Below are 20705 nucleotides of genomic sequence, written 5' to 3'. Positions count from 1 at the left end.
GGCCAAATGCGAGTAACTGCGGGCGCGATGCACAAAAAAGAGCGGCGGGCCGATCCGGCTCGCCGCTCCCTATTTGATAACCCGATGTTACTTGGAAATCAGGCAGCTTCCGCCGGCTGCGCGATACTGTTCGCAAAGGGCTGCTGCCTCATCCTTCGAGCCGACCGGGATGCGGACACGGTAGAAAGTGCCCTTGCCGGCGATATCGGCCCTGCGGATCTCATGGGCGCGGCCAGCAAGCACGCCGGCGAATTTCTTCGACAGGTTTGCGTAAGATTTATTGGCCTCGTCTTCCGACGGCAGCGAAGCGATCTGGAGGCCGTAGCCGCCGGCGGAACCGGCTTGCTGCGGCTGGGCGGCGGCCGGCGTTGCCGAGGCGACCTGCGTCGGCTTCGGCTGCTGCGCGGGGGTGCGGACATTGCCCTTATCGGTAACCGTGCCAACGACGTTGACAGGCTGATCGGCCGGACGGGCGATCGGAACCGGGGCCGTATCGGCGATCGTTGCCGTCTTGACCGGCCGTACCGGCGCATCGACCGGTGCGGGATTTGCCGCCTGCTCATCGGCAGTTGCGGCAGGCGACGGCTGCGTCGGCGCGGTTTGAACTGGTGCTGCAGAACGCGCATCGACGGAAGCAATCTCGGCGCTTGCCGGGAAGCTCGCAGCCGTTCCGGCCACCGGCGGTGCGATCGGGGCCGATGGCGCAGACGGGGCGGACTGCGCCGTTACTGGCGGCTGGCCAGACGGCATCGGCTGAGCAGGCGCGGCCGGCTGGTCGACCGGCGCGGACTCCTCGCGGGCGACCAGCGTGCCGTCAGGCTTGACGATCATCGTGCGGACCTTGCGCGGCGAAACGGATGGCGTCTTGTCGGCGTCGCTGGCGGAAGCGTCGTCGGCGTTGGCGTGGTTCGGCAACAGACGCGGATCCTCCGTCTCACCAACCGCGGTCGGCGTGACCCGATCGTCAGCGCCGGCGTTCTCGTCATCCTCCGGCAATGCCTCCGGCGTCAAGGTGCGCTGGACAACATCGACCGGGGCCTCGTCCGAGGAGACGAGCGCCTTCTGCTTCGGCTCCTCGGCAGAACCCGCAACGCGGTCGTAGACGGCCTTATCCTGGTTCGGAACCGTCTTGCCACCGGGATTTTCCGGAACGACCTTGATGGGCTCCTTGTCGGCCGTGATCACACGCGGCTCGCCGGACGCGACAATGCCGAGCCCTTCGCCGTTCCAGACGGAGGAATAGACGCCATAACCGACGCCAGCGAAGACCACCAGCATGACGGCGCCGGCCAGCAGCCGGCGCATCGACCGAGCGCGGCTGAAATCAGCGGCCTGGCTTGCCGACTCGATGTGGACCTCGGAGGTTTCCCGGCGCTCGACCGGCTCGCGCACGCTGCGGCGGAAATCTTCCTCCAGCGCCCGTTCGAAATCGTCGAGACCGTCGGCAATGGTCGGCTTGACCGGCGTTGCCGCAGCGGCAGCCATATTACGGGCGGACGCCGCCGTTTCGCGCGGTTTGGCCGGCTCGAAAAAGCTCGCGATCTCTGCATCGAGATCGAAATCGAAATCCGCGGTTTTCGCGACCGGAGCGGGCTGCTCGACCGGCGGCAGCGTCGGCACATGCATATCGTCCACCGTCTCGGGACGATCCTCCGGATCGGAGATCATCGCCGGATCGAAGGGCAGATCTTCGGTCGATTCAGCGGCGGACGCCTCTCCGGCAGGTGCCCAGTTGAAAACCGGAGCCGGAGCTGGGACCGGCTGCTCGGAAACCAGGGCCGACGCGGGCTGCGCCGGGACAGCGGCCTGCGGGTACTCAGGCGTTGCCTGCTCCGGCGCGGCGGGCGCCGGCTGTGCCTTTGGCTGCGGCGCAGGCTCGGCTGCTTCGGAAAAATCGAGATCGGCAAGTTCCAGCTCGATACCGGCGAGGTCCAGTTCGAAATCGTGGCCCGCGAAGGGATCATCGGCTTCCGGCGCGGGCTGCGGCGCCGGTGAATAGGCCGTTGAGACAGGTTGGGACGCGACAGGTCTTGCGGCTTCGCCAGCATAGGCAGGCGCCATTTCGATCGGAGCTGAGAGGACCGGTAGGGGCGCGATCGCCTCGGGCTGAACCGGTGCGGCAGCGACCGGGTCGACTTCGACGGGAGCGGGCTCCGGCGAAGCCGGCGCCAGATTAGCGCGCTGCAATACCGGGCGGGGCACGGGATAGCGCGAGACGTCGGCCAGCAGGTCGTCGACATCGAAGGTGCCGGCGATATGCGGAACTTCCTGTCCGACCTCAGTCAGCGCGGCATCGGCCTGGATCTCGCCCTCGATGGCGGCCGCGAGATCGAAACCAGCATCGGAGCCGAACTCTTCCAGATCATCCTCGACTTCAACGAATTCCTCGGCTCCAGCAGTTTCTTGCGACGCAATTGCCTCATCGTGGCGATCGAGCTCAGCGGGAAAGCCGAACGACGGCGCCGCGGATTCGAACTCCTCCAGAGGTTCGACAGCGGCGGCGGGCGCCGGCTGCTCGATCACGGGCTCCGGCTCCGCCGAGGCAAGATCGGCAACGACTGCTTCAGCCACCGGTTCAGCGACTGGTTCAGCCGCAGGCGCAGCAACTGCTTCGGCGGCCGGCTCAACCGCTGCCACCGGCTCCTCACGTTTGGGGGCGTGGAAATTGGCGAGCGGCAACCTGATGCTGGCGGCCGACCATTGCGGGGTTTTGGCGGGCTGCGCCAGCGAAGAGATCGGCGCCGCACCGATCGACAGTTCGAGTTCCTCGATCAGGTCGCGGGCGCCGCCGAAAGCGGTATGGACCGACACCTCGGAAACAGGATCTGCGGACAGCTGCGGCTGACCGGCCGCCGGGTCGGCAGCGGCTACGTCCCAGTTTCTTGCCGGAGGTCGGGCAGCTTCTTCTGCGGCGACGGGACCAACGGAGACGGGCTCCGGAACATCCACGCTTACGGCAGCGGGAGAAGCATCGAGAACGGGCTCGACATAGTCTTCGGAAGTGATGCCATCGGAGATCGGCTCGGCCGGCCGATCGAGTTCGGCCAGCGGACGTGGTGAATCGTATCGATCGAATTCTCGCCCGAGCTCATCCTCCAGATCGAAGGCAGGTTCGCGCCGGGCGGCGTCGCTTACGGTATTCGCTGCAACACGCGGCTCGAAACCGACAATCCGGGCAAGTTCAGCCAACGGATCGTCGTCCGCAAACAGATCGTCTTTTCCGCGCGTATCATACGCAAATTGTTTCTCAGCCATGCCTATCCCACTCGCAAACGCCAACGCTCAAATGCCAGCGCATTGTGGGTAAATGGTGACGTTATCGCATTTCGTCAGGTGCGGCAGTGCCTGTAATAGCAAGTCCCGACTTTAAAACCGACGCGACGGCGTACACCAGCCCAAGTCTGGCAATACTTGATTCTCGGTTTTTATCATTAACAAATCGTAATTCCGGCTGATCTTTACCTTTATTCCAGTGCGCGTGGAACGCACTGGCGAGATCGTAGAGGTAAAATGCAATGCGATGCGGCTCCTGCGACTGGGCGGCCGCCTCGACGATACGCGGGAATTCGGCAAGCTTGGCGACGAGCTGCAATTCGGCCGGATCGCCAACGCCAGCAACGGCTTTCGCAAGATCCTCGGGCGAAGCATCGAGGCCGGGAAAAGCCTCTCTTGCCTGCCGGAAGACCGACATGCAGCGGGCATGCGCATACTGCACGTAAAAAACAGGATTATCCTTCGACTGCTCCGTCACCTTGGCGAAATCGAAGTCGAGCGGCTCGGAATTCTTGCGATAAAGCATCATGAACCGGACCGAATCACGGCCGACTTCCTCGACGACGTCCCGAAGCGTGACGAAATCGCCCGAACGTTTCGACATCTTCACCGGCTCGCCATTGCGATAGAGCTTGACGAGCTGGCAGAGCAGCACCGTCAGCTTCGCCTTGCCCTCCGAAACGGCGCGTGCAACCGCTTCCAGGCGCTTGACGTAGCCGCCATGGTCGGCGCCAAGCACATAGATCATCTCGTCGAAACCACGATCGAACTTGTTCTTGAAGTAGGCGACGTCGGCGGCGAAATAGGTGTAGGCGCCGTCCGACTTGATCAGCGGCCGGTCCATGTCGTCGCCCACCTCGGTCGAGCGGAACAGTGTCTGCTCGCGATCTTCCCAGTCTTCCGGAAGCTGGCCCTTCGGCGGCGGCAGCGTGCCCTTGTAGACGTAACCCTTGAAGGTCAGGTCGTTGATCGCCGTGCGGATCGCCGCCGCTCCATTGGCATGCAGGGTCCGCTCGGAAAAGAAGATGTCGTGATGGACGTTCAGCGCCGCCAGATCTTCGCGGATCATGACCATCATCGCGTCTATGGTGCGATCCTTGACGATCGGCATCCACTGCTCCTCCGGCATATTGTGCAACCGGACGCCGTAATCGGCGGCAAGCGACTGGCCGACGGGCACGAGATAGTCACCCGGATAGAGACCCGACGGGATTTCGCCGATCCGTTCACCCAGCGCTTCGCGATAACGCAGAAAGACCGACCGGGCGAGCACGTCGATCTGCGAGCCGGCGTCGTTGATATAATATTCCTTCTCGACGCCGTAACCGGCAAAGGCGAGCAGGTTGGCGAGCGCATCGCCGACCACGGCGCCGCGGCAATGCCCGACATGCATCGGGCCGGTCGGATTGGCCGAGACATATTCGACGTTGACCTTGCGACCTTGGCCTAGGGTCGAGCGGCCATAGTCGGTGCCGGCGCCGATCATCGAGGCGAGCAGCCGTTGCCAATAGCGGACGGCGAGACGGATGTTGATGAAACCCGGACCTGCGACCGAGACATCGGCGACGTCGGCATCCTCCTTGAGCTTGGCGATTACGACGTCCGCAAGGGCGCGAGGATTGGTGCCGAGCGGCTTTGCCAGCACCATCGCGGCATTGGTCGCAACATCGCCATGACTCGCATCGCGCGGCGGTTCGACTGTGATGCGGCCGAAATCGAGCTCAGATCGCTTTTCCCTGACCAGATCAATCTGTTCAAGGGCGGTTTTGATCCTGGCTTCGAAGTCGGTAAAAAGGTTCATCGCACTCTTCCATGCATAGGCTGTGCCAAAGGCGCAAATCGGCCTTCGGCGGGCGACCGCTGCCTATCGCAAATCCGGAGTGTGGTCAAACAATCGCCTGTGGGCACTGATCGCATAGGTGTCGGTCATGCCGGCGAGGTAGTCGCCGACATGGCGAGCCTTCGGCGCATCGGCGAGCCCGGCGATATGATCGACCCAGTAATGGCTCTGCATCTCCTTGGGACTGGCCATGTAGGCGGCAAAGAGATCCGTGACGATCTGGGCAGCACCGGCACGGATCCGCATGATATCGGGATTGCGGTAGATGCGCTTGAAGAGCATCGCCTTGATCTGCCTGTCGGTTTCGGCCATCTCTTCGGAAAAGGTGGCGATAACCCGGTCGGCGCCGCGGATGTCGGCTGCACTCTCAGGACGAAGAAGTGAAAGGCGCTCCTGCGCGACGCCGATAACGTCCTCGACCATGCGGGTGATCTGGCGGCGCATGATCTCGTGGGTGAAACGGCTCGGTTCCAGATGCGGATAGCGCCCCCTCACCTCGGCCATCAACTCGGCGAGAAAGGGAATTTCCTCCAGCATGTCGAAACTCAGATAGCCGGAGCGCAGGCCGTCGTCGATATCATGGGTGTTATAGGCGATGTCGTCGGCGATCGCCGCAACCTGGGCCTCGAGGCTGGCATAGGTGCCCAGTTCGAGATCGTGCAGTTCGCAATAATCGAGGATCGGCTGCGGAACCGGGCCGTGCGTGCCCACACCATCTGGCGTCAGCATTGGACCATTATGCTTGACGAGACCTTCGAGACTTTCCCATGTCAGATTGATGCCGTCGAATTCGGCATACCGCCGCTCGAGCTTGGTCACGATGCGCAGCGATTGGGCATTGTGGTCAAAGCCACCATAGGGCAGCAGTACCTCGTGCAGCGCGTCCTCGCCGGTATGGCCGAACGGCGTGTGGCCGAAATCGTGCACCAGCGCCACGCCCTCGGACAGATCCTCGTCGAGTTTCAGGGCGCGGGCAAGCGCACGGGCAATCTGCGCCACCTCGATCGTATGCGTCAGCCGGGTGCGGTAGTGATCGCCGTCCTGGGCGATGAAGACCTGGGTCTTGTGCTTCAGCCGGCGGAAGGCGGTGGTATGGACTATGCGGTCGCGGTCGCGTTGGAAATCGGAGCGAGTCGGGCTGCTGTCTTCCGGATAGAGACGCCCACGCGTCGTCCACGGGTCTGCCGCATAGACCGCCCTTTCGCTGCCGCCGAAACCCAAAGCTCGCCTGTCAATCGTCATTCTTCACCGTCATTCTGCCTGTTGCCGCATCTGCCCATTGACGCCGCTTTGCCCTCTTCATACCTATAGCCCGAGGAAACGGCAAAGAGGCGCTCTCCCGACCGCTTCGGCGCGTCATGGTCTTTTTGCGAAGATCATGCTAAGTTCCTTTGATATCAGGCATTTGAACATTTGAGTGCCGAAACCCATTCTCTCCGGATCTTGACCCCGGCAGGAGGAAAAATGACGGATACGAGTGTAACTCTTTCGGATGCCGCGGCAAAGCGTATCGCCGCCATCATCAGTGCGGAGGCCGGCAAGAGCGCGCTGCGCGTTTCCGTTGAAGGCGGCGGCTGTTCGGGCTTTTCCTACAAGTTTGACCTTGCCGACAGCGCTGGGGATGACGACATCGTCGTCGAAAAAAACGACGCGAAGGTGCTGATCGACAGCCTGTCGCTCGTCTATATGGCAGGTTCCGAGATCGACTTTGTCGACAATCTGCTTGGCCAATCCTTCCAGATCAAGAACCCGAACGCGGTGGCAAGTTGCGGCTGCGGCACCAGCTTCTCGATCTGAATATCCGAGCGCAGAACGTTGTCCCCAACGACGGTCGGAGGAATTGCTTCCGGCCGGTTTATTGGCTTGTCCAGCGGCGAAAGACCGCGATAAAAGGAGCGCACTAAAGCGCGTCGCGATCTTTCAGACTCGCTTGCCACGCTTTAGGTCTTTGATTTTCCGCATGTCGTGAATCGCAAAAACGGCCGCACACTTTTGCGCGACATGCCCTAGCGAACGGGACAGAGCATGAAGATCGCGACCTGGAACATCAACGGCGTCAAGGCGCGCATCGACAATCTCACACAATGGCTCAAGGATTCCGATCCCGATGTCGTCTGCCTGCAGGAGATCAAGACGATCGACGAAGGCTTCCCCCGGCTGGAGATCGAAGCGCTCGGCTATCATGTCGAGACGCACGGCCAGAAGGGATTCAACGGCGTCGCGATCCTCTCCAAGACTTCACCTTTTGAGGTCAACCGCGGCCTGCCCGGCGACCCGCTGGACGAACAGGCGCGTTTCCTAGAAGCGGTGTTCACGCTGCCCGACACGCGCATCCTGCGCGTCTGCTGCATCTATCTCCCGAACGGCAATCCCGTCGACACCGAGAAATACCCCTACAAGCTCGCCTGGATGGAGCGCCTGAGGAGCTTTGCGGCCGAACGGCTGGCCTATGAAGAGATGCTGGTGCTTGCCGGCGATTACAACGTCATTCCTGAACCGCACGACTGCTTCGATCCCAGGGTCTGGGAAAGCGATGCGCTGTTCCTGCCGCAGACGCGGCAGGCATTCCGCAGACTTGAAAATCTCGGCTTGACCGATGCGGTGCGCGCGACGACGGATGCGACGCGGCTCTATTCCTTCTGGGACTATCAGGCGGGTGCATGGCCGAAGAACAACGGCATCCGCATCGACCATCTGCTGCTGTCACCCGAAGCAGCCGACCGGATGACGTCGGCAACTATCGAAAAACATGTGCGGGCGTGGGAAAAGCCGTCCGACCACGTACCGGTGATCGCCTATTTCGATTTCGCGGCCTGAGATCCGAGCACTTGGCAGAGCGTCATTTCAGAGACGCGGTGGAGGATGCGCGGGCTGAATGCCGCGTGGCGCTGAGTGGTAGGTTTCAGTCAGAACCGCTCGAAATGGCGTGCGACAGCGAAACAGCCGTGCGACGGTCGGCCTCGTTGGCAACCGAGAAGGCCTGCTCCTGCAGCGCTTCCATCCAGCCGCAATCCTTCGGCTTGCAGCGGTCGAGGGCGGCGGTCATCAGCGCGAGACCGCGGGCCGTCTGGCCTTCGTCGAAAAGGATGTTTCCGAAAACCGCCATGGCGCCGGGATGGCCACTCTTACGGGCCTGGTTCAACCACTTTTTCGCCTGCTGCGGGCTGGCACTACCGCCCTCGCCGGCCAGCATCATCTGCGCCAGCTGGAACTGTGCCTCGGGAACGCCGAAGGTGGAGGCCACCTGGAAATAGAGCTGGCGCGCCTGAGTGAGATCGATCTTCACCGGGCTGCCGGCAATACCGTGCTTGTAGTAGTTGGCGAGCGAGAGAAGCGCGTTGACGAAGAAACCCGTGTCTTCCGAGCCGGGTTCGACACCCTGCTGGGCAATCTCACTATAGATCTTGAAGGCTTCGAAATCGTCCTGGGTGACGCCGTCGCCGTCGGCATACATGTTGGCGAGCGCCCAGCGCGAACCGGTATGGCCCTTTTCGGCGGCGTATTTGTAGGCCTCGACCGCCTCCTCCTTCTGACCGTTTTTGTAGGCCTTGAAGCCGAACTTGAAGAGGTCGAAAGGGCCGGATTCCTTGCTGACGTCGCTCTTGATGTCGAAAGCGAGAACCGGACCGGACAGCGCCATGGCCACCCACATGCCCATCAGCATGATTTTGAACAATTTGAACTCGGACGTTACCATTTCAACCGATTTCTTTCGCTCATCGCCCGCAGCCGGCGCTGACGCCGGGCATACCACCGATGTATTCCTTCGAGGCGAGCGATCCCGCGGCGAGCTCCATGGCCCCTTTGCCCGCGTCGCTTCCAGCCCATTGGCCTCTTTCGAGAGGCCGAATTTTCAGCATCTCATTCAGGACCACCCGGCTCGCGGCATGGCCCGACTGTAATCTTCCTGGCACCCCGTCGGCGGGCGCGGCATCCGCCTTCCCGCCTTTATCGCATTCGTAAATAGCAAATGTGACCAAACCGGTATCGACATCTGCCGCTAAGCCCGCCTGACTATGCGAACGGACAGATAACGACGGCAATGAATGGATCGACGGCATGATCGTGAGGTCGAATTTACGGTCGCAATAGCCTTGCCCGGAAAGAGAAACGGCCGCAATCACGCGGCTGTCACCACTTGCGCCGTACGATCTGGTGTTACCGGAAAAAAATCGACCCATGCTACTGATTACACGCACCGTAAGTCTGCCATCACCTCGCCCGCAATACCGCTGCGCTCTCTTTGTGGCGGGAAATGGACAAATTCGCCCCATCGCCACCATACGCCATTCATCGTAAAAAACTGTTGCTGAATCGTCACAAAACGAGACCAGCAAATGACATGATTAACGGGCCGCGCACAAAGAAAAGCCCGGCAGTGCCGGGCTCTCAATTCTTCAAATCAGGAATTTAGAACTTGATCTTTATGCTTGTCGACAGTGCAGCGACCAGATCGTCATCGAAGGAGTAGGAAACATCATCTCCGTATGTGACGCCATTCCGGGTCACAGCACCAGACGAACCGCTCGTCAACACGCCCACGGCACCGGCAAAGCGCCATTCGATATGTTCGGTCGGTGTGTAGGCTGCACCGAGCCCCAGCGTCCAGCTGTCTGTCTGCGCGCCATACCCCTGGCTGGTGCCGCGGTCCCATGTCAGGCTGACTGCACCGGCCCATTGTTCATTGAATTTGTGGCCGACACCGCCGGAGATCGTCCAACCATCACGATAAAGGAGGTCGAGCGAGGTTAGACCACCCGCGGGGCAAGGCAAGCCGTTGGTCGGGCAGAATGCTACCGACTGCAGGACGCTCCAATTCGTCCATTTAACCGATCCGAATGCAAGCCAATCCGGAGCGATACCGCTTTGCAGCTTCAGCTCCAGCGAATCCGGAGCTTCGGCGGAACCGGAAACTGGTGTGACCAGGCCCCCATATAGCGGCACAACCGGAACTTGACGGAGATCAACAGTCCCGGACAGGTCATCGTACTTGACGCGACTGTTATAGACGAGGCTCGCGCGCATCGCATATTCCGGAATCTCGTAAGCAAGACCGGCGCGCCAGCCCCAACCGCTATCGTCGATATCCAGACGACCGACGCCAGTTCCAGTCCCGAGCAGAAGCGGAAGCGTTGAAACCAGACGTTCCTTGAAGCCTTCGACTTCCTGATAAAAAGCGCCGCCAATGAAGCGAAGCTGCCCAGGACCGACATCAAAACGATAGGAGCAGGTGCCGCCATAGTTCCGTGTTTTGATCTCTGTCTCAATGTTATCGTTGGCGCCGGCCCAATTCATGCCGGGGTCGGTGTGTGCGCCGAAGGGCTCCGAATAGTCAACGAGGCAGTCGACCGCATCGCCAAAACCAGCCTTAAAACCAATATAGGGGATGGTGTAATTTGAGGTATCGTCAGCCGTGTCTGGACGGCTGTTCAGATTGCCGCCCCCTGTCAGTATCGACGTATTCGTGTCTCGGACATCCTTCAGCTTGCGCTGCGGCGTGACGTAAGTCACGCCCGACTGAAATGAGAAAGGCGACGTATCGAACAGCTGATCGATGTTATAGCCGCCGCGCTCCAGGCCGCCGGCAAAGGACGGCGAGGCAAGCGACGAAAGAAGAACGAGCGACGTTACGCCCTTGGAAAACATACGCGATGCCATTGTGTCTCCCCCACTCCAGCAATTGATGTACGCCACTTTAGTAAGCGTTCGCTCGACATGGCAACGCGCCCCACGGCGGCGCTCCCAGGCATTGCAGTGGCTAACTTACGTAAAGAAATTGACGGACACGTCAAAAAATCTGGTTAATAAAATTCTATTCTAGAGCCATCGATTTTGAGACGGTCTTTTGGGTTTTCATTCCAAACAGTGCAGAAGCTGTATCAATCCGACAACAGTGACAGTTTTCACCAAAGGGATACCCCTAAAGCCAAAATCCACAGGCTCAGCGCCTCAAATCAGCCCCGCTCAAGACCGAATCAGGCGTTCCCCAAACGACGAAAGACGCGCCCCGAAGCAGGCGCGTCTTTGAAATAACTTACCAAAATCGACAATGAAACTTATCCGGCTTCGCTGACCCTGGAAAGCGCGGTATTCAAGCTGGCGATCTGCCCCTTCAACTCATCGAGACGCTCGCGCTCGGCCTCGACCACCTCGGGATTGGCGTTGGCGACGAACTTCTCGTTGGAAAGCTTGCCATTGATGCGGGCGATTTCTCCATCCATCTTGGCAATCGCCTTTTCCAGGCGGGCCCTTTCGGCAGCAAGGTCGATCAGATTGCCGAGCGGCAGGCAGACGGTGGCTTCGGCGACGACAATCTGGGCCGCGCCCTTCGGCGCATCGTCGGATAGTGATATCGCTTCCACGCGGGCAAGCCGCTTGATGGCGGCGTCGTGGCGGAACAGCCTTTCGCGCGTGAGATTGTTGGCCTTGACGACGACCAGCGGGGCGGTCGCCGACGGCGGCACGTTCATTTCGGCGCGCACGGAGCGGATGCCGGAGACGAGGTCGATCAGCCAATTGATCTCGTCGGCAGCCGCGTCATCCGCATAGGACGGCGCCGGCCATTCGGCATGGCAGACCAGCGTGTCGCGTTCCTTGCCTTCGCCTGCGGTATGCGCCCAAAGCTCTTCGGTCATGAAGGGCATGAAGGGGTGCAAAAGCTTGTAGATCTCTTCGAGAATATAGGCGCTGCAGGCCTGGGCTTCGGCCTTGGCGCCCTCGTCATCGCCATTGAAGACCGGCTTCAGAAGCTCGAGATACCAGTCGCAGACTTCGTTCCAGACGAAACGGTAGAGCGCGCCGGCCGCATCGTTGAAGCGGAAGGCTTCAAGCGCTTCCGTAACGTCACGTTCCGTACGGGCAAGCTCCGTAAGGATCCAGCGGTTGATGGTAAGCTCGGCCGCCTCCGGCACGAAATGCGGATCGCTCTTGGCGCCGTTCATCTCGGCAAAACGCGTGGCGTTCCAGAGCTTGGTGCCGAAATTACGGTAGCCGGCGATGCGGGCCGGATCAAGCTTCACATCGCGGCCCTGTGCGGCCATGATCGCCAGGGTGAAGCGCAGTGCGTCGGCACCGTATTCGTCGATCAGTTCCAGGGGGTCGATGACGTTGCCCTTCGACTTCGACATCTTCTGCCCGTTCTTATCGCGCACCAGTGCGTGAATATAGATCGTATGAAAAGGTTCGACGGGATCGCCATTCTCGTCCTTCATGAAATGCAGGCCCATCTGCATCATGCGAACGACCCAGAACGGGATGATATCGAAACCGGTGACGAGGACATTCGTCGGGTAGTAACGCGCAAGTTCCGGCGTCTCGTCGGGCCAGCCGAGTGTCGAGAAAGGCCAGAGCGCAGAAGAGAACCAGGTGTCGAGCACGTCCTCGTCCCGCGTCAGGATTTCGCCAGGCTTGAAGTTTTCGAGCAGGTCCTCGACATAGGCCTTCATCGGCCCTTCATGCGAGAGGTAATGCTGGATCGCCGCCTGCAGCGCCTCCTCCTCGGTCTTTTCGACGAAGACTTGGCCGTCAGGACCGTACCAAGCGGGAATCTGATGGCCCCACCAGAGCTGGCGAGAGATACACCACGGTTCGATGTTCTCCAGCCAATTGAAATAAGTGTTTTCCCAGTTCCTGGGAATAAACCTGGTTCTTCCCTCGCGAACGGACTCCAGGGCAGGCTGCCCCAATGTCTTGTTGTCGACAAACCATTGTTCCGTCAGCCGCGGCTCGATCGGCACGCCGCCGCGGTCGCCATGCGGGACCATATGCTTGTGCGGTTCGATCTTGTCGACAAGGCCGGCCTCTTCGAAGATCTCGACGATCACCTTGCGCGCATGGAACCGGTCCTGCCCTTCCAGACGGTCCCAGGCGCCATGCAGTGCCGCGGGATTGTCGAGACCTTCAAGGAAATCCTCATTATCCTTGATGGCAATGGTGCCATCGATATTCATGACGTTGATCGCACGCAGCTTCGCGCGCTTGCCGACTTCGAAGTCGTTGAAATCATGGGCCGGCGTAATCTTCACCGCGCCTGTGCCGGCTGTCGGATCAGCATAGGAATCGGCGACGATCGGTATCCTGCGGCCGACGATCGGCAGGATGACATGCTTGCCGATGATCGGCTTGTAACGCTCGTCTTCGGGGTTCACGGCAACGCCGGTATCGCCGAGCATCGTCTCCGGCCGCGTCGTGGCGACGACGATATAGTCCCGCGTCTCGAACGCAGTCGGCTTGCCTTCCTCGTCGAAGGCGATCGGATATTGATAGGTGACACCCGGCTCGAGCGGATAGCGCAGATGCCAGAGATGGCCCTTCACCTCGTGTTGCTCGACCTCCATGTCGGAAATCGCCGTCAGGAGTTTTGGGTCCCAATTGACAAGGCGCTTGTCCTTGTAAATCAGGCCTTCCTTATAGAGCGTAACGAAAACCTCGAGAACGGCCTGCGACAGGCCTTCGTCCATGGTGAAGCGCTCGCGTGACCAGTCGCAGGAGGCGCCGAGGCGCTTCAGCTGGTTGAAGATCAGGCCGCCCGATTCTGCCTTCCATTCCCAAATCTTGTCGATGAAGGCCTCGCGGCCCATCTCGCGGCGGCCCGGCAGCTGCTGCTCCATCAGCTTGCGTTCGACGACCATCTGGGTGGCGATGCCGGCGTGATCCATGCCCGGCTGCCAGAGCACGTCCTTGCCGCGCATGCGCTCGAAGCGCACCATGATGTCCTGCAGCGTATTGTTGAGCGCATGCCCCATATGGAGCGAGCCGGTGACATTCGGCGGCGGGATCACGATGGTGAAGGTCTCGGCCCCCGGTTTGGCGTTCGCGCCGGCGCGGAAGGCATCCGCCTCATCCCATTTCGCGGCGATTTTCGGTTCGACGGCAGCGGAATCATAGGTCTTGTCGAGCATTTTCTGACCAATTTCGAGGTTCGAGGATGGGCGTTTGTAAATAGGATGGCCACGACCAAGTCAATAAAAAAGCCGCCCCGGAGACCGGAGCGGCTTTTCCAGGAAAAATCAATCCGATCAGCGGCGCGGGCCGCGCGCCACGCGCTCGATTTCCTCGCGCACCAGCCGTTCGACCAAAGTTGGCAGATTGTCATCAAGCCATTCACGCAGCATCGGGCGCAGCATGTCCTCGGCAATCTCGTCCAGCGAGCGGCGCTCGGCGCCGTCGATCGCCGCGGCAAGCTCCTCGAAGGAGCGGCTGATCTGCAGACCGGCGTCTTCCGAAAGCAGTGACGGCTGGGTCTCGTCGACAACGCTCGGGAGGAAACGCTCGGTCGACGAAGTAGCGGACTCCAAAGCCGGTGGCGCAGTTTCGGCGGCAGCAGCGGCTTGCTCGGCGACGGCGACACGCGGTGTTTCGGCAAGCGTCGGTTCTGGCGGCTGTTGGACGGGAACAGAGGAAACGAGTGCTGCGGCAGCGGCAAAAGCGGGCCGTGTCGGCTGCGGCTGCGGACTTGCAGCGCGCGGGGGCTCCGGCATCACGGCCGGCTGCGGCTCCGGCTGGCGGAAGCCGCTCGGAATTTCGCGCAAGGCTTGACCGGCCTGCACGGCGCTGCGCTCGGAGGCGGCGCGCACGCGGGCTGCGACATCGGCAAGCGACAGCGCGCGGGCCGGGGCTTCGGTCTCAGGGGCGGTGCCGGCCGAATTGGCGGCGACGAAACGTGGATCGGACGAGCGCATGGCCGGTTCGGGAAACTCCACGCCGGCATAGGTGTCATCCACCGTCAGATGGATTTCGGAGCCGTTTTCGTCGTCGTCGGCGCCGTAAACCGGCGGCACGGAAGCTGAAATCGCCTTGCCGGCGCCGGGTTCATTGCTTTCGATGATCTGGCGGATGGAGGCCAGAATTTCTTCCATGGACGGTTCACGCGCTACACTTGGCTGAGCCATATCTATCCCCGTTATCCCAACACAACGATCGGACGGTGTGGAGCGTTCATCCGAATCACCACGACCTTAGAATACCCCAGACGCGAAAAAAATCATCGAGAATCAAATGAATGCAGCCATGCACAGTTTTGTTACCGAATGCTTGCCGCCGATATTCGGAGATGGCAGCGTCAGAATAAACGATGTTTGTGAAGGCTTTTCCGCAGCACTGACAAAAACGGGCGCCAATGGCGCCCGTCGCTCGAATTCAACAGGGAGAACGGCGTCAGAAAACGAATTCGCGCGCCTTGGCGAAACCCGGCAGCGGCTTGACCGAAGCGTTGAAGAAGACGTTCTCCGAAATGGCGCCGCGCTCGGCGACGAAGACCTTGGCACGAGCGGCATTGCCATAGCCTTCGACGGTGACCAGACGCCCGCCATCGCGAAGCTGACCGAGAAGAGCGGCCGGAACCTCCTCGACCGCGCCGTTGACGAAGATCAGATCATAGGGCGCGCCGGCGGCGTAGCCCTTTTCGAGGGGGCCGGTCACAACCTCGACCTTGCCGTAGCCGGCAAGCTTTGCCTTCGCTTCGGTAGCCAGTGCCTCGTCGCATTCGAGGGCAATGACCGAGCCGGCGATGATCGACAACAGCGCCGATGTATATCCCGTGCCGCACCCGACCTCGAGCACGAAATCGTCTTTGCCGATGGCGGCCAGCTGCAGCAGCTTGGCGAGCGGCGAGGCCTCCATCAGGAAACGGGCCGGCTTGCCCGGTGCGGCGGCTGATATTTCGACGTCAGTGTCGATATAGGCGAGCAGCTTTGACTTCTCCGGCACGAAAGCCTCGCGCGGCACCGTCAGAAATGCCGTCAGCACGGAATGCGAGGTAACATCCGTGGTGCGGATTTGGGTGTCGACCATCTTTGCGCGCGCTGCTTCGAAATCCATCATGTCCTCTCGCTCTTGAAAAGCGGTTCCTGTCCCTCGTCTCTTAATCCCCGCCACGGATGCTTTCAAGGCTTGGCAGCGGTCGGCGAAAAGAATCCGCCAGGCGCCTCTTTCACGCCACAGGCGCAACGCCTGCGTGGAATGCCCAACCGCGTCATGTTATGATTTATAGAAGTAGGAGGAGCAGGCCATGTCTGCGATTTTCGAATATTTGACCCTGTTCGATTTCTTCATCCTCGCAGCGCTCATCGGTATCTTCTGCTGCGGGCTGCTGGACGGTGAAACGACCTGAGGAGGCCGAGCGCCGAAGCGCGCTGCCGCGTAGCTGGCATTGAGCCTGCGACAATCTAAGGCGGGCGACGCAAGACGTGTACGCTTGCCTGTAAAATAGCGTGCGGCCGAGCCGCCACCTCGAAAATCAGCGAGGTTTCGCAACTCTTTAGCAGACATGAGGAGAAATTGGAGGCCTCGCCCGGAATTGAACCGGGGTACAAGGATTTGCAGTCCTCTGCGTCACCACTCCGCCACGAGGCCTCACCTGTGACCGACATCGAAAAATATCGTGTGGTGGCCGCGATTTAGACCAGCTCTAGAATGAGCGCAAGACCTTTCATTCTGAATGTGATCCTTTTTTCATTCGGAATAGGCGTTTGCGGAAATCCTCCGGGACCGGCTACACCCTCTGATGATGATAGCCGGTTAACTAAATACCAATAAAAGTCCGGCCCTCCGGCATCCCCCCAAATAGTTAGGATTGTAATGCGAACCGATTTGGTTGATCCCCATTTTCTGGGGAGAAATCATGAACGACGCGACATTCGGCGAGACCGCAAAAGACATGTTCTTTTCACTGCTTGCGACGCTCAGGCGAAGCTCGATGGCCTATGTGAACGGAGGCAAGGAAGACGAGTGGGGCTATGCCCTCGTTACCGAACCCGTCACCGACATCAACACGAAGATGCCGATCACCGGCCACGTGATGCGCAAGGTCGTCGACGGCCAGTTTGTTCACCGCCAGATGACTGAGGACGAGTGCGAAGATTTCGACGCCGGCCGATCCTGGTGAATTGCCTGCCACTCGGGACACGAAGAACCGGCGGTATTTGAACAACTCCCAACTTGACTTAGAGCGCCTGCCCGCCATCTTATCGCCGTGGGAGGGATAGGAGCTGCGATGGAATGGGCTGCCCTAAAAGAAAGGCAGGGACGTGCGGCATATGATGCCGAGACCCGGGATCTCCACGTAAAGTTCGCTGGTTCCGCGCCGGTGAGACATGCGAACATTCCGCCACATGTCTATCAGAACCTTCTGGAGACGAACGATCCACACTTCTATTACCGATACTATATCGCGCCATCGCGCGTCCCACCGGCCCGTCGACAATCGGGCTCAATGGCAGTCCACGGGCTGAAGCTCGTTCTGCTTCTTGCCGCCTGCAGTCTCTTGATGGCAACCGAGCTTGATCCGGGCCATGGCGGGATTTTCGAGGAAAGCGAATTGAGATCGAATTAGAATCGCATTCACCCGGATGCATCCAGATCGAACTCGACAACCGGGCTTGCGTCATCAGCCAGCGATGATACCGACGCTCTCAAGCGAGGTCCTGTTCTGGGAACGAAAGCGGCGATCGTCCCGACCGCGATCGTTGTTGCCGTCGCGCTCGTTACGGCCGTTAAAATTGCGATAGTTGCGCGGCCCATTATAGCCGCCTTGGCCTTGATCGATGACGCAGCCTTCGGGGCGGCGGCAGATACCGCTCGCGTCAAAACCGCGGCTGTCCACGGCCTGCGCCTCGGCTGATGTGGCTGAGACGATCGCCGCCACCCAGAAGACTACAACAAAAAATGGCTTCATATCCTCACCCGGACCATCATGGCACGTTTCAGCGCCATAAAGCACCAATGCAGAAAACGATCGAAGTTCCGCAGGACGTCTCCGGCGACCGCCGCTACCCGGCCGGCTTTCGCCGCCTGTGCCACCAAACTGCCAGCCGGCGCCGAAGCCGACGGGCGATGGAAAGATCATGCGAGAGCACCAGGAGGCCGAGCGGCAGCATCCAGAAACCGAGGACCGGCAGGAAGCCCAGCAATCCACAGAAAACGAGGGCCGTGCCGATTGCCATCCGCCCGATGCGTGAGCGTGGCATGCCGATGCTGAAAGAGCCGAGCACAAGCCTGTGGTTTACGTGGTCGATACCGAAGCGCCCTGCCCGCCCTCTGCGCTTCTCGTTGCCCGTTGTCTCTTGGCGATCATTCCTATTTGTCATTTCCCAGAGATGGGCGCAGACTGTCCAAATACAAGTTCATTTCATTTTTTTGAAAAAACCGCTTGGCAAATCGGGCAAGCATTTGTATTAGCCCACTCACACCGCGCCAAGCAGTGATCCCTGGTAGCTCAGCGGTAGAGCATTCGACTGTTAATCGACAGGTCGCCGGTTCGAATCCGGCCCGGGGAGCCATTTTAGAGAATAAGTGTCTGTTTTTGTTGAGAAATCCAAAAACAGGCACTTGTTTCTCCACTCCCCTCTCCACTTTGGCGATCGGTCCATACCGCCCCGACCCTTCTTTTTTGCGACAGTTCTGTGGCTACTGATGTAGCTTCCTCTCCTGTCCGACGCCTTGATCTCCTCGTATCGCAGTTGATCAGATCCAGACAGGTAACGGCGCAGGTCACCCCACTCAAACAAAAGAGCCGCCGGCTGGTGAGACCGACGGCGCGCTTGTGGGGTCCAAGGCTGGTGTCCCTGGTGCTACCGACTAAAAATCAAAATACACGGTCATACCCGACCGACGACGATAGGGGTAATCGTCGCGATAGCCGTAATAGTCGCGGGAGCCGTAATACCGCGGACGATAGCACGAGCCATAATACCGGCAGTCGCGGTACACGTACCGATGTTTCTTCCAGTGGCCATACGCATGTCCATTACCATGGTGACGGTGTTTGACCTGCTCGACGTCGGGAGAATGCACATGTACGGCATTCGGCACGACGATAGGCGTGGCGTTTAGCGGCAGGGCGAAAGATGCAGACAAGACAATGGCTGCAAGTGTGGAAAAAAGCATCTTCATCGGCGCATCCTTTCAAGCTGCGATTCTGGATTAACAAGCATTAACCTTCGATGAACGACTGCCCGCCCACAGAAAACACCAGCCGACGCGCCTCTGGTGTGGTCGCGGTTGGCGCTCGAGCCGGCCATTGGCGTTCATGCTGTGCGCCGGGGACAGAACAGGCGCCCATGGGCAGTCAGCCGGCGGCAACCGGCTAGCGACGCGGCGCGCACGCCGCCGCTGCCTTGCTGCCGGCACGTCGGATAAAAATGTGAAAATGGCACGCCCATCAAGTTGGGCGTGCCGAGTTAACGATCCGTGCTCCGATAAAGCCACTTACCAGGCCTGGCGATTATACCAATCGTCAATGTCTCGCCGGGTTCGGTCTTTCTCGTAGCCGTAGCGCTCCTGAATCTTGCCTTCGAGCTGATCGCGCTTGCCGTTGATGACGTCAAGATCGTCGTCCGTCAGCTTGCCCCACTGCTCCTTGACCTTGCCCTTCATCTGCTTCCAGTTACCTTCGACGCGGTTCCAATCCATGGCTTATTCCTCCTATCGTTAGGAAAGAGGAACGGAGACGAGCGATAAGGGTTCCGCTTCGGCATGCCGCCAACCATTGCAGAACCAAAATTCTTCATGTGGGCAGCGAGTGACAGAATTGGCCCTCGCTCATGCCGGCGGAGGGCTCGATAGGGGATTCAGTATGCCCGCATCAGATTTGAAGCGGCGCAGGCCCTAATAGCTGCACGAACGCCCGTCGCCAGGTCGGAAGCCGTCGGCGCAGGCCGGGTTCATCGAATCGCCCGGCTGATACCCCGATGCTGAGCCATATGAATTTGGCGGTGTCGAGCACGCCGAGGCAATGGCCGCCAGAATAATTGCCGCAGCTGTTAAAGTTGCGCGAAATCTGTTCATGGATACTTCTTCTCCCATTTCCGCTGCGCTCGATGAGCGAGAGCCCCTCCCTCGGGAATAACGGGAGCATTTCCCGAGTTCATCTCCCCCGACGTCACTCTGTGTCTAAAGATATAGGCGCTCCCTTCGACGGACATAAGTTCCAGCCGCGAAAATCTTGCCGACCTTTATAAATTCTGCGCGCGGGATGAGCGGATATCGCCGGCTATGCCTGCGGCATTACCAGCAAGCACCCGCCGCATGCGCCCCGGAAGCGACACTGATTTCCGGGGCAAATTGATGAAGCCGCTCGAGCCTTCACTGGCATGCATTTGCCGCATCGGGTTGTGTCGAGCTATTGCCGGAGGTGGGAGCCGGGTTGCCGGTGCCGCCGGCCTGCTGGCGCTGACAGTCGTTTGGATCGCCGCCGGATCCGTTCGCACCAGTCGCACCGGCGCCCATCGTCGTATTTGCCCCGGCATCGCTGGAGTTGGTGTTGCCGGAACCACTGGCGTCCGAACCAGACATGGTGCCGCTGCCGGAACCTGAAGCTCCGCTGCCGCTGCCCGATCCCGAGCCTCCACCTGATTGCGCCATCGCCGACGATGCCAGACCGATCGTAATTGCTGCTACTGCCATCATTCTCAGAAGCATTGGATATCCTCCTCGCTGCTTCATTGCCGATAGGCAGCAAACAAAAGCCTCTGGAGATTGTTTCAGTTCGAAAACGTACAGGAACGTCGCTGCGTCGCGCACCGCCTCGGTCGATGACCGAACGATCCGCGGAAACGCCTTCATTCTTGACTCGGAGCTCGATGGGAACATAATA

Annotated in this window: 19 protein-coding genes and 2 tRNA genes; 5 read left to right on the top strand and 16 right to left on the bottom strand. The window is 60.0% G+C overall.

The window, feature by feature from the left end:
- Positions 1 to 87 precede the first annotated feature (87 nt).
- The 3 genes from HJC00_RS26445 to HJC00_RS26435 form a co-directional block, all read right to left on the bottom strand.
- On the bottom strand, positions 88 to 3255 hold the full coding sequence (locus HJC00_RS26445; RefSeq protein WP_210628130.1) for an SPOR domain-containing protein: 3168 nt from the start codon (positions 3253 to 3255) through the stop codon (positions 88 to 90).
- Positions 3256 to 3316: 61 nt separating this feature from the next.
- The gene (argS, locus tag HJC00_RS26440) at positions 3317 to 5074 is read right to left on the bottom strand and encodes an arginine--tRNA ligase (protein WP_221164825.1); all 1758 of its coding nucleotides are present in this window, start codon (positions 5072 to 5074) and stop codon (positions 3317 to 3319) included.
- A 63-nt stretch (positions 5075 to 5137) separates the two neighbouring features.
- Positions 5138 to 6355, bottom strand: coding sequence for a deoxyguanosinetriphosphate triphosphohydrolase (locus HJC00_RS26435; RefSeq protein ID WP_221122830.1), 1218 nt, complete (start codon positions 6353 to 6355; stop codon positions 5138 to 5140).
- Positions 6356 to 6577: 222 nt separating this feature from the next.
- Between HJC00_RS26435 and erpA the strand changes: the two genes are divergently transcribed.
- Positions 6578 to 6910 carry an iron-sulfur cluster insertion protein ErpA gene (gene erpA / locus HJC00_RS26430; protein ID WP_064709130.1) on the top strand — a complete coding sequence of 111 codons (333 nt, stop codon included), beginning with the start codon at positions 6578 to 6580 and terminating at the stop codon, positions 6908 to 6910.
- Between the two features lie 228 nt (positions 6911 to 7138).
- A complete protein-coding gene (gene xth, locus HJC00_RS26425) occupies positions 7139 to 7930 on the top strand; it encodes an exodeoxyribonuclease III (RefSeq protein WP_210628134.1) in 792 nt (263 codons plus the stop codon).
- 85 nt (positions 7931 to 8015) lie between these two features.
- Here xth and exoR read toward each other — a convergent pair whose 3' ends face one another.
- The 7 genes from exoR to HJC00_RS26390 all read right to left on the bottom strand — a co-directional run bounded on the left by exoR (position 8016) and on the right by HJC00_RS26390 (position 16465).
- Positions 8016 to 8810, bottom strand: a complete 795-nt coding sequence (gene exoR / locus HJC00_RS26420; protein WP_210628135.1) for an exopolysaccharide production regulator ExoR — start codon at positions 8808 to 8810, stop codon at positions 8016 to 8018.
- A gap of 19 nt (positions 8811 to 8829) precedes the next feature.
- Positions 8830 to 9294 carry a hypothetical protein gene (locus tag HJC00_RS26415; RefSeq protein ID WP_210631640.1) on the bottom strand — a complete coding sequence of 155 codons (465 nt, stop codon included), beginning with the start codon at positions 9292 to 9294 and terminating at the stop codon, positions 8830 to 8832.
- A 229-nt stretch (positions 9295 to 9523) separates the two neighbouring features.
- Complete coding sequence (locus tag HJC00_RS26410) at positions 9524 to 10771, bottom strand: OmpP1/FadL family transporter (protein ID WP_210628136.1); 1248 nt, start codon at positions 10769 to 10771, stop codon at positions 9524 to 9526.
- Between the two features lie 398 nt (positions 10772 to 11169).
- Entirely contained in the window at positions 11170 to 14013 is a 2844-nt protein-coding gene (locus HJC00_RS26405; protein WP_210628137.1) for a valine--tRNA ligase, read from the bottom strand.
- A gap of 117 nt (positions 14014 to 14130) precedes the next feature.
- Positions 14131 to 15003 carry a PopZ family protein gene (locus tag HJC00_RS26400; RefSeq protein ID WP_221154923.1) on the bottom strand — a complete coding sequence of 291 codons (873 nt, stop codon included), beginning with the start codon at positions 15001 to 15003 and terminating at the stop codon, positions 14131 to 14133.
- Positions 15004 to 15268: 265 nt separating this feature from the next.
- On the bottom strand, positions 15269 to 15934 hold the full coding sequence (locus HJC00_RS26395; RefSeq protein ID WP_210628139.1) for a protein-L-isoaspartate O-methyltransferase: 666 nt from the start codon (positions 15932 to 15934) through the stop codon (positions 15269 to 15271).
- A gap of 457 nt (positions 15935 to 16391) precedes the next feature.
- Positions 16392 to 16465, bottom strand: a tRNA-Cys gene (locus tag HJC00_RS26390).
- 268 nt (positions 16466 to 16733) lie between these two features.
- Between HJC00_RS26390 and HJC00_RS26385 the strand changes: the two genes are divergently transcribed.
- Both HJC00_RS26385 and HJC00_RS26380 read left to right on the top strand, forming a co-directional pair.
- Positions 16734 to 16997: a hypothetical protein gene (locus HJC00_RS26385; RefSeq protein ID WP_210628140.1), complete on the top strand. Its 264-nt coding sequence runs from the start codon at positions 16734 to 16736 to the stop codon at positions 16995 to 16997.
- Positions 16998 to 17105: 108 nt separating this feature from the next.
- Positions 17106 to 17444: a KTSC domain-containing protein gene (locus HJC00_RS26380; RefSeq protein ID WP_210628141.1), complete on the top strand. Its 339-nt coding sequence runs from the start codon at positions 17106 to 17108 to the stop codon at positions 17442 to 17444.
- Between the two features lie 54 nt (positions 17445 to 17498).
- Here HJC00_RS26380 and HJC00_RS26375 read toward each other — a convergent pair whose 3' ends face one another.
- Both HJC00_RS26375 and HJC00_RS32775 read right to left on the bottom strand, forming a co-directional pair.
- On the bottom strand, positions 17499 to 17786 hold the full coding sequence (locus HJC00_RS26375; protein ID WP_210628142.1) for a hypothetical protein: 288 nt from the start codon (positions 17784 to 17786) through the stop codon (positions 17499 to 17501).
- A gap of 94 nt (positions 17787 to 17880) precedes the next feature.
- A complete protein-coding gene (locus tag HJC00_RS32775) occupies positions 17881 to 18198 on the bottom strand; it encodes a hypothetical protein (protein WP_210628143.1) in 318 nt (105 codons plus the stop codon).
- A 117-nt stretch (positions 18199 to 18315) separates the two neighbouring features.
- On the opposite strand from HJC00_RS32775, the gene HJC00_RS26370 reads away from it, so the two are divergent.
- Positions 18316 to 18390 (top strand) — tRNA-Asn (locus HJC00_RS26370).
- A 298-nt stretch (positions 18391 to 18688) separates the two neighbouring features.
- On the opposite strand, the gene HJC00_RS26365 is transcribed toward HJC00_RS26370, so the two are convergent.
- The 4 genes from HJC00_RS26365 to HJC00_RS26355 form a co-directional block, all read right to left on the bottom strand.
- Positions 18689 to 19003 carry a hypothetical protein gene (locus HJC00_RS26365; protein WP_210628144.1) on the bottom strand — a complete coding sequence of 105 codons (315 nt, stop codon included), beginning with the start codon at positions 19001 to 19003 and terminating at the stop codon, positions 18689 to 18691.
- Between the two features lie 315 nt (positions 19004 to 19318).
- Positions 19319 to 19522, bottom strand: coding sequence for a CsbD family protein (locus HJC00_RS26360; RefSeq protein WP_210628145.1), 204 nt, complete (start codon positions 19520 to 19522; stop codon positions 19319 to 19321).
- Positions 19523 to 19717: 195 nt separating this feature from the next.
- Positions 19718 to 19897 (bottom strand): hypothetical protein, encoded by a 180-nt coding sequence (locus tag HJC00_RS32770; RefSeq protein ID WP_247241660.1) that lies wholly within the window; start codon positions 19895 to 19897, stop codon positions 19718 to 19720.
- A 297-nt stretch (positions 19898 to 20194) separates the two neighbouring features.
- Entirely contained in the window at positions 20195 to 20674 is a 480-nt protein-coding gene (locus HJC00_RS26355) for a hypothetical protein (RefSeq protein WP_247241661.1), read from the bottom strand.
- Positions 20675 to 20705 lie beyond the last annotated feature (31 nt).

Origin of the sequence: Rhizobium sp. NLR22b, from assembly GCF_019685295.1 — a bacterium.
In the GTDB taxonomy this organism is placed as follows: Bacteria; Pseudomonadota; Alphaproteobacteria; order Rhizobiales; family Rhizobiaceae; genus Rhizobium.
Note: the sequence above shows the minus strand (reverse complement) of the source record. Positions and strands in the feature narration are given on the sequence as shown.

Coding starts and splice junctions, on each gene's coding strand:
- HJC00_RS26445 (WP_210628130.1), bottom strand. CDS start 3,255: ATGGCTGAGAAACAATTTGCGTATGATACGCGCGGAAAAGACGATCTG.
- argS (WP_221164825.1), bottom strand. CDS start 5,074: ATGAACCTTTTTACCGACTTCGAAGCCAGGATCAAAACCGCCCTTGAA.
- HJC00_RS26435 (WP_221122830.1), bottom strand. CDS start 6,355: ATGACGATTGACAGGCGAGCTTTGGGTTTCGGCGGCAGCGAAAGGGCG.
- erpA (WP_064709130.1), top strand. CDS start 6,578: ATGACGGATACGAGTGTAACTCTTTCGGATGCCGCGGCAAAGCGTATC.
- xth (WP_210628134.1), top strand. CDS start 7,139: ATGAAGATCGCGACCTGGAACATCAACGGCGTCAAGGCGCGCATCGAC.
- exoR (WP_210628135.1), bottom strand. CDS start 8,810: ATGGTAACGTCCGAGTTCAAATTGTTCAAAATCATGCTGATGGGCATG.
- HJC00_RS26415 (WP_210631640.1), bottom strand. CDS start 9,294: ATGGGTCGATTTTTTTCCGGTAACACCAGATCGTACGGCGCAAGTGGT.
- HJC00_RS26410 (WP_210628136.1), bottom strand. CDS start 10,771: ATGGCATCGCGTATGTTTTCCAAGGGCGTAACGTCGCTCGTTCTTCTT.
- HJC00_RS26405 (WP_210628137.1), bottom strand. CDS start 14,013: ATGCTCGACAAGACCTATGATTCCGCTGCCGTCGAACCGAAAATCGCC.
- HJC00_RS26400 (WP_221154923.1), bottom strand. CDS start 15,003: ATGGCTCAGCCAAGTGTAGCGCGTGAACCGTCCATGGAAGAAATTCTG.
- HJC00_RS26395 (WP_210628139.1), bottom strand. CDS start 15,934: ATGATGGATTTCGAAGCAGCGCGCGCAAAGATGGTCGACACCCAAATC.
- HJC00_RS26385 (WP_210628140.1), top strand. CDS start 16,734: ATGAACGACGCGACATTCGGCGAGACCGCAAAAGACATGTTCTTTTCA.
- HJC00_RS26380 (WP_210628141.1), top strand. CDS start 17,106: ATGGAATGGGCTGCCCTAAAAGAAAGGCAGGGACGTGCGGCATATGAT.
- HJC00_RS26375 (WP_210628142.1), bottom strand. CDS start 17,786: ATGAAGCCATTTTTTGTTGTAGTCTTCTGGGTGGCGGCGATCGTCTCA.
- HJC00_RS32775 (WP_210628143.1), bottom strand. CDS start 18,198: ATGACAAATAGGAATGATCGCCAAGAGACAACGGGCAACGAGAAGCGC.
- HJC00_RS26365 (WP_210628144.1), bottom strand. CDS start 19,003: ATGAAGATGCTTTTTTCCACACTTGCAGCCATTGTCTTGTCTGCATCT.
- HJC00_RS26360 (WP_210628145.1), bottom strand. CDS start 19,522: ATGGATTGGAACCGCGTCGAAGGTAACTGGAAGCAGATGAAGGGCAAG.
- HJC00_RS32770 (WP_247241660.1), bottom strand. CDS start 19,897: ATGAACAGATTTCGCGCAACTTTAACAGCTGCGGCAATTATTCTGGCG.
- HJC00_RS26355 (WP_247241661.1), bottom strand. CDS start 20,674: ATGAAGGCGTTTCCGCGGATCGTTCGGTCATCGACCGAGGCGGTGCGC.